This window comes from Chitinophaga sp. CB10 (assembly GCA_001870995.2).
In the GTDB taxonomy this organism is placed as follows: domain Bacteria; phylum Bacteroidota; class Bacteroidia; order Chitinophagales; family Chitinophagaceae; genus Chitinophaga.
Genome location: MLAV02000013.1, coordinates 113,533 through 125,744, shown reverse-complemented (window position 1 = coordinate 125,744; position 12,212 = coordinate 113,533). Strand labels below are relative to the sequence as shown.

At 50.1% G+C, this 12,212-nt stretch carries 9 protein-coding genes; 7 read left to right on the top strand and 2 right to left on the bottom strand.

From position 1 onward, the window contains the following. Nucleotide 1 precedes the first annotated feature (1 nt). From BOC67_RS18190 to miaA, 4 genes are all read left to right on the top strand, one after another. Nucleotides 2-574: an L-threonylcarbamoyladenylate synthase gene (locus BOC67_RS18190; RefSeq protein WP_291912137.1), complete on the top strand. Its 573-nt coding sequence runs from the start codon at nucleotides 2-4 to the stop codon at nucleotides 572-574. 69 nt (nucleotides 575-643) lie between these two features. Beyond that, on the top strand, nucleotides 644-2,080 hold the full coding sequence (locus BOC67_RS18185; protein ID WP_291912136.1) for an HD domain-containing protein: 1,437 nt from the start codon (nucleotides 644-646) through the stop codon (nucleotides 2,078-2,080). Between the two features lie 105 nt (nucleotides 2,081-2,185). Further along, nucleotides 2,186-2,758, top strand: a complete 573-nt coding sequence (locus BOC67_RS18180) for a hypothetical protein (protein WP_291912135.1) — start codon at nucleotides 2,186-2,188, stop codon at nucleotides 2,756-2,758. A gap of 1 nt (nucleotide 2,759) precedes the next feature. Then, complete coding sequence (miaA, locus tag BOC67_RS18175) at nucleotides 2,760-3,659, top strand: tRNA (adenosine(37)-N6)-dimethylallyltransferase MiaA (RefSeq protein ID WP_291912134.1); 900 nt, start codon at nucleotides 2,760-2,762, stop codon at nucleotides 3,657-3,659. A 64-nt stretch (nucleotides 3,660-3,723) separates the two neighbouring features. Here the strand turns inward: miaA and BOC67_RS18170 are convergent, their stop codons facing one another. Then, a complete protein-coding gene (locus BOC67_RS18170; RefSeq protein ID WP_291912133.1) occupies nucleotides 3,724-5,199 on the bottom strand; it encodes a hypothetical protein in 1,476 nt (491 codons plus the stop codon). A 206-nt stretch (nucleotides 5,200-5,405) separates the two neighbouring features. After that, nucleotides 5,406-6,446: a hypothetical protein gene (locus BOC67_RS18165; protein WP_291912132.1), complete on the bottom strand. Its 1,041-nt coding sequence runs from the start codon at nucleotides 6,444-6,446 to the stop codon at nucleotides 5,406-5,408. A 282-nt stretch (nucleotides 6,447-6,728) separates the two neighbouring features. Between BOC67_RS18165 and proS the strand changes: the two genes are divergently transcribed. From proS to BOC67_RS18150, 3 genes are all read left to right on the top strand, one after another. Next, nucleotides 6,729-8,204 (top strand): proline--tRNA ligase, encoded by a 1,476-nt coding sequence (gene proS / locus BOC67_RS18160; protein WP_291912130.1) that lies wholly within the window; start codon nucleotides 6,729-6,731, stop codon nucleotides 8,202-8,204. A gap of 195 nt (nucleotides 8,205-8,399) precedes the next feature. Then, nucleotides 8,400-11,336, top strand: a complete 2,937-nt coding sequence (locus BOC67_RS18155; protein WP_291912128.1) for a histidine kinase — start codon at nucleotides 8,400-8,402, stop codon at nucleotides 11,334-11,336. Then, nucleotides 11,333-12,094 (top strand): LytTR family DNA-binding domain-containing protein, encoded by a 762-nt coding sequence (locus BOC67_RS18150; RefSeq protein ID WP_073080955.1) that lies wholly within the window; start codon nucleotides 11,333-11,335, stop codon nucleotides 12,092-12,094. The genes BOC67_RS18155 and BOC67_RS18150 overlap by 4 nt, the downstream gene beginning before the upstream one ends. Nucleotides 12,095-12,212 lie beyond the last annotated feature (118 nt).

The following is a 12,212-nucleotide window of genomic DNA, read 5'->3' as shown; positions in this document are numbered from 1 at the left end:
GATGGAGATCTTTGAAGACGATATCGTTGCCTCGCTGGGCGTTTTGCGTACGGGAGGACTGATCCTTTATCCTACAGACACCATTTGGGGTATTGGTTGCGACGCTACCGATGAAGCGGCCGTCCGCCGGGTGTATGCCCTCAAAAACCGGGAAGAAGCCAAAAGCCTGGTCATCCTGCTGGCTGATGTCAGGGATTTATTGCATTATGTGGCCAATCCGCGGCCGGACATCGCGGACATCATCGCGGGGTTCAACCGCCCGACCACCGTCATCTACGACGGCGCGCTGGGCCTGGCCCCCAACGTCATCAACGCCGATGGCAGCATCGCTATCAGGATAGTACAGGATCCTTTTTGCCGGCACTTGATAAAAAGACTACGTAAACCATTGGTTTCCACCTCGGCAAATATTAGCGGGGATCCTTCCCCGGCTACTTTTTCGGAGGTCAACCCCCTGATCGTAAATGGCGTGGACTATGTCGTGAAACACAGGCAGGACGAGGCCGCAGCCCATACCGCCAGCCGTATTATCCGCATCCATAACGACGGCAGCATCACGGTGATTCGCGACTAAAGGCGTTTATTTCTTACATTTGCGCCCTGGTTTTGCGAAAAGGACCTACATCAACAGGATAAATTTAATATGATAAGCAACAAGCCGATGGATATTCCCTGCTCGCTGCAGGAAAGAAAAATACTGGAAAAGGTAGCGCTGGCAGCCCAGGAACTGAAGGTGCCGGCCTATCTTATTGGAGGCTTTGTGCGGGATAAACTCCTCGGAAGAAGAACTAAAGATATGGATATCGTGTGCGTGGGAGATGGTATCGCCCTCGCGCATAAAGTAGCTGCCAGCCTGGGTAACCACGTGCCGGTCAGCTTCTTTAAAACCTATGGTACCGCCCAGGTGAAGTGGAACGACCTAGAATTGGAATTCGTAGGCGCCCGGAAGGAAAGCTACCGCCAGGAAAGCCGTAACCCGGAAGTGACGGAAGGCACCCTCCAGGATGATCAGAACCGCCGCGATTTTACCATCAACGCACTGGCCATCAGCCTGCGCGACGCCGATTATGGCGCCCTGCTGGACCCCTTCAACGGCCTGGCCGACCTGGACGCCAAACTAATCCGCACCCCGCTGGAACCGGCCCAAACCTTCAGTGATGACCCGCTCCGTATGATGCGCGCCATCCGCTTCGCCTCCCAGCTGCAATTCACCATCGTGCCGGAAGCATTCCAGGCAATACAGGAGAATGCGGAAAGAATTCGTATTATTACGCAGGAAAGAATCACGGACGAATTCAATAAAATTATGCTTTCCTCCAAACCTTCGGTAGGCCTGGATCTGTTGTATAAATCCGGTTTGCTGAAAATCATTTTCCCGCAGATGATAGACCTCGTAGGCGTGGAAATGTACGAAGGAAAGGGCCATAAGGATAATTTCTATCATACCTTACAGGTAGTGGATAATATCTCCCAGCATACGAAAGACTTATGGCTGCGCTGGGCTGCGCTGCTGCACGACATCGGCAAGCCTGCCACCAAAAAGTTTGAACCCGGCCATGGATGGACGTTTCACGGCCACGATGCCGTGGGTGGCAAAATGGTCAGCCGCATCTTCTCCCGCTTCAAACTCCCCATGGGCGATAAAATGAAGCTGGTGAAAAAACTGGTGGAGCTGCACCTGCGTCCGATATCCCTGACGAAAGAAAATATAACGGACTCGGCTATCCGCAGATTATTGTTTGATGCCGGCGATGATATAGACGGACTGATGCTGCTTTGCGAAGCCGACATCACCTCAAAAAACAAAGTTAAAGTAAAACGATACCTCGAAAATTTTGAACTGGTCCGTGCCCGCATGAAGGAAGTGGAGGAAACCGACAGGATCAGGAACTGGCAGCCGCCCATCACAGGCGAAATCATTATGGACACATTCGCATTGACGCCGGGACGCGTAGTTGGCGAACTTAAAACCGCTATCCGCGAAGCCATCCTCGATGGAGAAATTCCCAACACGTACGAAGCGGCTTATGCCTATATGCTGGAAAAGGCTAAAACCTACAACCTGACCCCAGTTAAATAAAATTGGTATTTTTACATTAAGACACTATTACTTGGAATTTTAGGAACAATACGTTCTCTTGAGCGTTAAACCTTATATATTTATCTAACTTATAACCAAATTGTCATGCCGGTTTTGAAATTCAGAGTCTACTGGGAAGAAGATGAAAGCGTTTATAGAGATATTGCTATCAAACCTAATCAGACGTTTTTACAATTTCACCACGCGATCCTGCAAGCATTCGAATTCGACGCTAAGCATAAAGCGACTTTCTTTCGCAGTAATGATAACTGGCAAAGAGGTAGGGAAATCATCCTGGAAATGGATAGAACGCCCCGTAAAGTGGAACCCCTGCTGATGGCGGAAACACCTATCGGCGCAGCAGTAAAAGATCCTAACCAGAAATTCATTTACCTGTACGACTTTGCGAAAAACTGGTCCTTCCTCGTGGAGCTGATCGGCGTTAGCAAAGAAGAAAATATAAAAATTTCCTACCCTGTCTGCGTTCGCAAGGAAGGACTGGCGCCGAGCCAATACGGCACCAAAGGCCTCGTGGGCGATAAACTCGTGGAAATGGAAGAAAAGTACGACCTCAACAAAGAAGGCATGGATGAAGATGGATTTGGTGAAGAAGGCGAAGACGACGCCGGCAGCGATCAGCAGGAAGAACTGGGCGCTGAAGACGATTTGATGTTCTGATATGCAAAAAACTGTTATCGTTATTGCAGGGCCTACCGCCTCCGGAAAAACAGCCACGGCTATACGAATCGCCCAACTGTTCCAAACCTCCGTCATCTCGGCAGATTCCCGGCAATGTTATAAAGAAATCAGTATAGGCACTGCAAAGCCATCTCCGGAAGAGCTGGCAGCAGTGCCTCACTATTTTATCAACTCCCACAGCATCCGCGAGGAAGTCAATGCCGGCATGTACGAAAAGCTGGCCCTGCAATACTGCGAGGAGATATTCGCACAGCGCGATGTTGCGGTCATGTGCGGCGGCACCGGGCTCTATATCAAAGCCTTCGCGGAAGGCATCGATGATATGCCGGAAATCCCCGCCGCCATCCGGCAATCCATCACGGACCAATACCAGGAAAAAGGAATCGCCTGGCTGCAGGCACAACTCCAGCAGCGGGACCCGCAGTTCTTCGCCACCGCGGAAATCCATAACCCGGCCCGCCTCATGCGGGCCCTGGAAGTACTGGAAGCCACCGGCCAATCCATCACCGCTTTCCGTACGGCCACCAAAAGGCAGCGGGATTTTCGTATCATCAAAATAGGCCTCCATCTCCCTAAGGAAATCTTACATGACAACATCAACCGCCGCGTAGATATGATGGTGCAGGCCGGCCTGGTAGCGGAAGTGCAGTCCGTACTGCCTTACCGGAACCATAACGCCCTGCGCACCGTAGGCTATACAGAAATATTCAGCTACCTCGATGGGGACCTCCCCCTGGAACAGGCGATTGAAGATATTAAAGTCCATACCCGGCAGTACGCCAAGCGCCAACTGACCTGGTTCCGGAAGGATAAGGAGTACCAGTGGTTTGATGCCAGGGAAGGAGAGGAGATCGTGCAATGGCTGCAGCGCCGGCTGTAACGTATAAACGAAAAAGGGTTGCCGCCGGCAACCCTTTTTCGTTTATGATATACCGTTATAAATCTTAAAACTTAAAGCCAACGGTAGCCATAATATTACTTCTCTTGTAATCCAGCAGGGCAGCCGGCGGATAGGTATTGGCATCGCTGGTGGAGTACAACTGGTAGTAGTCTTTACCCTGTGTATAGCTATACGTGAGGTCTACATAAATCCCCCTGGTACGGAGGCCAAGGCCGCCGCTGTACGTCTTGCGGGAAGCGTCTACGCCCATGTTGTAGCTGTCGTTTGAGTACGGGTTGCCATAGTAGGCAAAACCGCCTCTGGCTGCAAATATCCGGGCAAACTTCACTTCAGCGCCGGCTTTGAAATTGGAAGCCGCTCTGTACAGGAAGCCAATGGTATTGTTGATGTTGCCTTCGTAACCCTTATCGGTATTCTCAAACCGGTATTTGGAAGAGCTGTGGTTCACATATTCATAATCAGCCGCAATGAAACCGGTTACCGCATCGGGATCCTGGAGGTTGCCGAAGAAGTAAGATGCGCCGGCGTTTAAGCGCAGGGGCGCGGTCATGTTGTAGCTGTAATCCTCCCCCGCGCCGCTGGACGACTGCTTGCCTTTCCAGCCTTCCGTATTGGAAGTCAAATCAGCGCTGGTGTTGATGCTCATACTGTACACCGTAGGCAGGCGGAAGGAGCCACCCAACCTGAAACGGTCATTGAATTTATAGAGGATACCGAGGGTTCCGCTGATACCAAGGCCGTTCACATTGGTGTACTGGTTATAATCGAAGTATTCGAAATCGTTGTTGGGATTGCCGGTATTATCATCCTCGGAAACGGCTACCGTTTCCTTATAAACGATGTTGGGCAGGTTCAGGCTCACGCCCAGGTAAAGCTTATCGCCGTAATTGGAACCGAAGGAGAACACGTAATCGTTGATGCCGCCTTTGGTGTCAATTTGCGCGCGCTGGTAAATGCTCTCCATTACGCCACCCTTGCCGGTGGGCATGGCGAGGGAAATCCATTTGCCGTTGTCCTGCACGAGGAGCGCCTGGTTATAGGCCAGCGCGGTGCCGATGGAGCCATAGTCAGGATTGTAGCTGCTCGGCGCGGATTCTTCTCTCCATGGTTCTGAAAAGGAAGTATAGTCCGTTACGCCGCCGATCCTTACCTGGTTGCTGAAATTGGCCGTACGGTTCATCCCTAGCGCAAAGGAAAAGTTGTTCCAGGTATGGGAGCCGCTGTTGGTATTGGTCACGAATACCACGCCGATATTAGGTACCTGGAAATTGGATTTGTCCCCTTTTACATCCCTGGGGTCTACCATAGGCAGGTAGGAGGAGGATGTTTTGGTAGTGGCTACACTACCTGAAATCAGGAATTCCCCGGTTTTGAAAATGCCGATACCGGCCGGGTTGGTAAATGCAGATGAAAAGTCGCCTCCGAGTCCTACCGATACGCCACCTAATGCCTGTGTTCTGGCTGTTCCGCTGGGTTGCTGGTTGGTAAACAACAGCGCTTGCTCTGCTGATTGGGCCATGGCGGAAACAGATAAAAACAACCCTCCTAGTAGAGGATAGATGCTCTTGATCATAAATTAAAACTTAAAATGAGATGTGCTTGCAGGTAATGATTGCTGACAAACGCTTTAGTTGGCTAAAAACGTTCTCTAACGTGCAATTCGTATATGGGTGTAAAAGATAAGCGTAGTTTTTTAGGCTACGCTTATCAGGAAATTTCTTTGTATTAACGTCCGCCACGGGAAGGACGGGAGTAACCGCCGCCTCCGCCGCCGCTGTTCACACGGCTTGGCGCACTGCTCGGCTGGTAGCTGGGTTGATAGCTTGGCTGACTTGGCCTGCTGTACTCAACACGCTGAGGGCGGGAGTAGCTGCCGTTGTTGCTGTTGCTATTCTGATATACCGGTCTCTCGTTGCCGGACTGCTGGAAGACCCTGCGTGGCCTTTCAGAGGCAGTACCGGTGGAAGGAGTGAACCTGCCGCCACCGCTGTTGTTGCTCGGCGTATAGTTGATCCTGTTAGGACGGCCGTTGGTGCCGGTGTTTGGCCCGATCGGCTGATAACCGCCCCTGTCAGGACGTGTCACGTTGCCGGAAGCTACGCCGCCGCGTACGGGACGGGTATAGTTGTTAATACGGTTGTAGGTAGGAGTGTAGTTACCTTTGTAACCACCGCTGTACCAGCCATGGCCGTAGTAACCGCCGCCGTAGTATGGGTAATAACCGTAGTAGTATGGACTATAGGCATAGTAAGGATAACCGTATCCCCACAGACCGCTGCCGTACCATGGATTGTAAAAACCGCTGCCCCAGCCAAAGCCCAGGCTCAGGGATGAACCCCAGTACGGACTGTAACCCCAGCCAAAGCTGCTGTAAGGATAACCCCAGCCGCCGCCATAACCAAGACCCCATCCGTAATTAAACGCGAAATTGTTGCCTGCATTCAGCCCATCCGTATAACCATCCCAGTAACTGCCGGAATAGCTGCTGCCGTTGGCGCCAAAACGCTCTAACCTGCGCTCGTAATCTCCCTGCTCATCACTATACGTTACATAGGTACCACCTTCATCATCGGAGGCAGCTACGGATGTAGCCGTATAATCATCCTGGCGGGCGTTTTTGTTTTTGCCGTTGCTCGCATAACCCTGCTGCTGCTGGCGTGGTGAGTAGTAAACATCATCCGGAGTGGACGCTGTTTTATAAGTGCTGGAACAAGCACCCAGGGCTAACGCGCCGGCCATGATGACTAAATATGATATAGGCTTCATTTGAAATATATTTTATGCGTGATCTGTATGGTAAATCTACTCTTTTTAAACGGATTTCTGCTACACAAAGTTACAATATACCAGCCTGTCTGTTTTATTTTGTTGCAACTATTTGACACTTTATGATTTTCATGTAGGTTTGTAGCATTTTCTTTTTGAATATTATTCAAAAATTAAGCCAATTTATAATTTGTTTTTCTTGATATAGAAGATTTTTTATCAGGATAATTTTTAACATACATTGGCTGCCAAATAAGGATATATAAATTAGATATTTATTTTATGAGTAAAGAGATCACCGCCCGATCCGAAGATTATTCCCAATGGTATAATGACCTGGTGCTGAAAGGTGGATTGGCAGATTACTCTGCCGTAAAAGGATGTATGGTTATCAAACCATATGGCTTTGCTTTGTGGGAAGCCATGCGCGACGTACTGGACCGTAAATTCAAGGAAACCGGCCATCAGAACGCTTATTTCCCGCTGTTTATCCCAAAAAGCTTCCTCAGCAAAGAAGCCGCCCACATCGAAGGCTTCGCGAAAGAATGTGCCGTTGTAACCCACTACCGCCTGAAAAATGACCCGAACGGCGGCGGCGTAGTGGTAGACCCGGAAGCGAAACTGGAAGAAGAACTCATCGTTCGTCCTACATCTGAAACCATCATCTGGAATACATACAGGGACTGGATCCAGTCCTACCGCGACCTGCCGCTGCTCATCAACCAATGGGCAAACGTAGTGCGCTGGGAAATGCGTACCCGCCTCTTCCTCCGCACCGCTGAATTCCTGTGGCAGGAAGGCCACACCGCCCACGCCACCGCGGAAGAAGCAGTAGCAGAAACCAAACAGATGCTGGAAGTGTACGCCAACTTCGCGGAAGAATATATGGCCGTGCCCGTAGTGCGCGGCGTCAAAACCGCCAACGAACGCTTCGCCGGCGCCGTAGATACCTACTGCATCGAAGCCCTCATGCAGGACGGTAAAGCCCTGCAGGCTGGTACTTCCCACTTCCTGGGTCAGAACTTCGCCAAAGCATTCGACGTGAAGTTCTCCAACAAGGAAAACAAACAGGAATATGTATGGGCTACCTCCTGGGGCGTATCCACCCGCTTGATCGGAGGCCTCATCATGGTGCATTCCGACGATCAGGGCCTGGTACTGCCTCCGCGCATCGCGCCGCTGCAGGTAGTGATCGTGCCTATCTTCAAAGGGGATGACCAGAAAGCCGCCATCGACGCGAAGGTGCACAGCCTCATGGCCGAACTCAAAGCGTCAGGCATCAGCGTGAAATACGACGACAGCGACAATAGCCGCCCTGGTTGGAAATTCGCCGAGTACGAAATGAAAGGCGTACCCGTTCGCATCGCCATCGGCGCCCGCGATATCGAAAACGGCGTTGCTGAAGTAGCCCGCCGCGATAATAAAACCAAAGAGAGCCTGCCCCTGGAAGGACTGGCTGCACGTATTCAGCAGCTCCTGGAAGACATCCAGCAGAACCTCTACAACAAAGCGCTCAGCTACCGCGATGAGCATATTACCCCTGTGGATAACTTCGAGGACTTCAAAAAAGTCCTGGATGAAAAAGCAGGTTTCGTATCCGCCCACTGGGACGGTACCAGCGAAACAGAGGAGAAAATCAAGGAGCTGACCAAAGCTACCATCCGCTGCATCCCGCTGAACAACCCGCAGGAAGAAGGTAAATGCGTACTCACCGGCAAACCTTCCAAAGAAAGAGTGCTCTTCGCAAGAGCTTACTAAATATACCTGGCCGTACTGCAGGTACAGCCACAAGGAGCATCCGTGCAAGCCGCCTTGCGCAAAAGAGATCCGCCTGACCAGGCGGATCTCTTTTAAATAGTGGGCAATGAATTACAACAACAAACGGTAGTTATTTATTGTAAATATTTGTAATTTCTTAGCCTGCATTCCAAAAGAAACCAGTAAATTTATCCGATGCCCTCATTCCGCTATATACTGCTATGGATGCTGGCCTGCTTTTGCGTCCTAACGGAAGCCCGCTCCCAGGGCCTCATGATCCGTAATTACAACGTGAAAGACGGCCTGGCAAACGCTACTGTCTATGCCGCGGAACAGGATAAGAATGGCTTCATCTGGTTCGCTACCCCTACAGGCGTCAGTAAGTTTGACGGGAAACGCTTCCGGAACTATTCCAAAAAAGACGGCCTTACCGATAACGACGTGGTCAAACTCGCGGCCGATTCCAAAGGAAGGGTATGGTTTTTCACCCTCAACGGCAAACCATCCTTCTACCTCAACTCTGTCATCCACAACGAAGAAAACGATACCAGCCTCACCTTCAACTCCCGCAGCCACTACCTGCAATACGCCTTCGACGGAGGGCCCAAATCCGGCTACGTTTGGTTTCTCAACTCCAATAACCGCATTCTTCAATACACCGGCAAACAATTTACCTACGATAAACTCGGTAACTCAGGCAGCGATATCTTCTTCCTCCTCCGGAACGACAGTATCTTCAAACCGCTGCAAACCGCCTTCCCGCTGGAATCCCTGAAGGATCCCAATAACGCGAATCAGCGGATTGTAACCGTATGCCCGTTCCCGTTAGACGATCCGGAATTTAAGCAACGGATACGGCAACACGCAGTTATCATTCTCCGCAACTCCCTTTATTCCTTTACCAACAAAGATGCTATCTGCTTCTTCAATGGCGCGGAATGGGGCATCCGCGAAGACATCAGCACCATCTGCATCGATAATGATAACCTCTGGGTGGGCACCCAGCGCGCTTTGTACCTCGTTAAAAACTTTTTTAAGGGAGAGAAGAAAGTGACGCGCCTGCTGGAAAATCACTATATCACCTCCTTACTCAAGGACAGGGACGGAAATATATGGATCACCACCTTTGGCGACGGTGTCTATTACATCCCCTATAAAAATTTCTACTTCTCTTATCTCGATAATACGAACGGACTCTATTCCCACTCCATCTTCAGCATCTACAAGGATAAGAAGACGGACCTGCTGCTCGTAGGCCAGAACGCCGGCATCCTCAATACCATCGATGCCCAGGGCAGTATCCGCCAGTTTACGCTGGATACCACTTCCGGCCGCAACAGCATCCTCCAGATATTGCCGGATAAGGAAAACTCCGTACTCATCGCTACGGACAACGCGCTGTTCCAGTTCAACACCGTTTCCCAGCGGGCCAGGCTGCTGAAATCAGTGAAAATGCTGAAGGACGTGGACATTTCGCCGGCCGGCAAAATTCGTATAGCCGCCAAAAACCAGGTCATCGCGCTGGACGATTACGCCATCAGCGACCTGGATATGCTCGTCACTTCCATCGCTTCCGTAGACGATTCCACCTACTTCGTAGGCACCAATAACGGCCTTTACTTCTGCTCCGATAACAGCAAACAGCTGATGCGGCCGGGCGATAATACGCACCTCAAGCAAAGCATCAAGGACCTCAAATGGATCAACGGCTATCTCTGGATCGGTACGAGCGACCAGGGGATTTACGTTATGCACCACGACTCCGTGGTAAAACACCTCTCTACCGCCATGGGCCTGGCCAGCGACATCTGCCAGCAGTTGTACTACGACGGGGTCGGGCAGCTCTACGTGGCTACCAATAAGGGCGTCAGCGTAATCGATGTGAAAGGGCAGGAAATCGTCCGGAACATCACCTCCAACGACGGCCTCATGTCCGACGATATCCGCGGAGTGTTTTATGATGACGGCATCCTGTACATCGCTACCTCCAACGGACTTTGTTACTTTAAAGGAAATAACCTCCCCGTGGATTCCGTGCCACCGGTGATCTACCTGAGTAATATCAGGTATGGGGACAGTACCTTCCTGCCCTCTAAAGACTTTGTATATCTCTTCCAGCGCAAATCCTCGTTCGAAGCGGAATTTGGCACCATCGTGTTTGATTTGCCGGACCAGGTGGAGTACCAGTATAATTTCAGCGGCGACAGTACTACCGGCTGGGTAACCACGATGTCCAACATCATTCCCTTCCCGGACCTGCAGCCCGGCACCTATAAACTCATGGTGCGGGCGCGTAAGTACAAGAGCGACTGGTCCCAGCCGCTGAGCGTGAACATCAATATCCTCCCGCGCTGGTACCAGCAATGGTGGGCCAGGGGCATACTGCTGCTGTTTGGGTTACTGCTTATCCTGTTTATCCTGCGTTATATTGTGAGAAGAATTAAGCAATCGGAGAAACGTAAAACGGAATACAACCGGAGAATCGCGGAGCTGGAAGCCAAGGCGCTCACCAACCAGATGAACCCACACTTCATTTTTAATTCCCTGAACTCAGTACAGCACCTGATTCTGGAGAAAGAAGAAAAGCAGGCGCTGAACTTCCTGGCGGATTTCGCCACCCTCATGCGCCAGATGCTCAACAATTCCCGGAAGTCCTACATCTCCCTGGAAGAAGAAATTGCCTTCCTGACCAGGTACCTGGAACTGGAAAAGATTCGGTTTGCACATTCCTTTACCTATAAGTTTATCATGGAGGATAAACTGAAAGACTATACGATTTACATACCTCCCATGATTATCCAGCCGATTGTTGAAAACGCCATCAAACACGGCCTGGCGCCTAAAAACAGCAGCGGCTGCCTGGAAATCAGGCTGGAAATGGTGGACGACCTGCTTTATTGCTCCGTGGACGATGACGGAATTGGATGGGATAAGTCCAACGCCCTCAAAAGTAACCGGCTGGTAAAGCACGAATCTACCGCCCTGAGCGTAATCAAGGAGCGTTTGCAGATTATAAAATCTTTTAATGGAAGTGTTGGAAAGTTAGAAATTATTGATAAATTTAAATCTGGTTTCGGCAATAAGGAAGGTACCTTAGTTGAAATACTGATTCCCATTGTTAAGATGTTATGAGTAATATTAAAGCTGCCATTGTCGACGATGAAGTTCGCAACATTCATATTTTGCGTAATATCCTGGAAAACTACTGTAAAGATGTCACTGTAGTTGGAGAGGCACAGAATATCCATGAGGCGGCGGAAATGATCAAGAACAACCCCATTGACGTACTGTTCCTCGATATTGAGATGCCCCCGCACAATGGGTTCCAGTTGCTGGAAATGTTTCCTGTACTGAATTTTGAAGTCATTTTTATCACCGCCTTCCAGGAATATGCCTTGCAGGCAATTAAGTTTGCCGCGTTGGATTACCTGCTCAAACCGATCAAGGTGAGCGAGGTGGAAGATGCCCTGGAAAAAGTCAAGAAAAGTAAAAAAGGCCGCCTGAACGAGCTGGCCTCTATCCTGAAAGACTATGTCAAGAACAATGACAACGCCTTCTCCAAGATAGTGATCCCTGTCAACGACGGTTACAACGTGATAGACCTCAAGGATATCATCTACTGCGAAGCGTTTGACAGCTATACGAAAATTCAGCTGATCAATAACGTGTCCCACCTGATTTCCAAATCCCTGAAGGAGTACGAGGAAATGCTGTCAGACAAAGGTTTCTACCGGGTGCATAAATCCTTCCTGATCAATATTCACCACATCGTGAAGATCATCAAAGGGTTGGGAACGGCCGTGGTCATGAGCGATCAGAAGAATATCCCGATCTCCTCCCGTAAAAAGGAAGAATTCTTCTCCCAGTTGAAAGGTGTAATAAATTTATAATATAAAAATATTGCTGATATTTAAAAGCCGGTTGAGCGAACGCTTAACCGGCTTTTTCGTGCTTTTACGACCCAATTCTCGGCGTTGGCTGGAATCCGGTTCCTTTATCATATATATA

Bases quoted from the DNA above. Each gene is read 5' to 3' on its own strand.
- BOC67_RS18190 (WP_291912137.1), top strand. From the start codon at position 2: ATGGAGATCTTTGAAGACGATATCGTTGCCTCGCTGGGCGTTTTGCGT.
- BOC67_RS18170 (WP_291912133.1), bottom strand. From the start codon at position 5,199: ATGGCCCAATCAGCAGAGCAAGCGCTGTTGTTTACCAACCAGCAACCC.
- BOC67_RS18185 (WP_291912136.1), top strand. From the start codon at position 644: ATGATAAGCAACAAGCCGATGGATATTCCCTGCTCGCTGCAGGAAAGA.
- BOC67_RS18180 (WP_291912135.1), top strand. From the start codon at position 2,186: ATGCCGGTTTTGAAATTCAGAGTCTACTGGGAAGAAGATGAAAGCGTT.
- BOC67_RS18150 (WP_073080955.1), top strand. From the start codon at position 11,333: ATGAGTAATATTAAAGCTGCCATTGTCGACGATGAAGTTCGCAACATT.
- proS (WP_291912130.1), top strand. From the start codon at position 6,729: ATGAGTAAAGAGATCACCGCCCGATCCGAAGATTATTCCCAATGGTAT.
- BOC67_RS18155 (WP_291912128.1), top strand. From the start codon at position 8,400: ATGCCCTCATTCCGCTATATACTGCTATGGATGCTGGCCTGCTTTTGC.
- miaA (WP_291912134.1), top strand. From the start codon at position 2,760: ATGCAAAAAACTGTTATCGTTATTGCAGGGCCTACCGCCTCCGGAAAA.
- BOC67_RS18165 (WP_291912132.1), bottom strand. From the start codon at position 6,446: ATGAAGCCTATATCATATTTAGTCATCATGGCCGGCGCGTTAGCCCTG.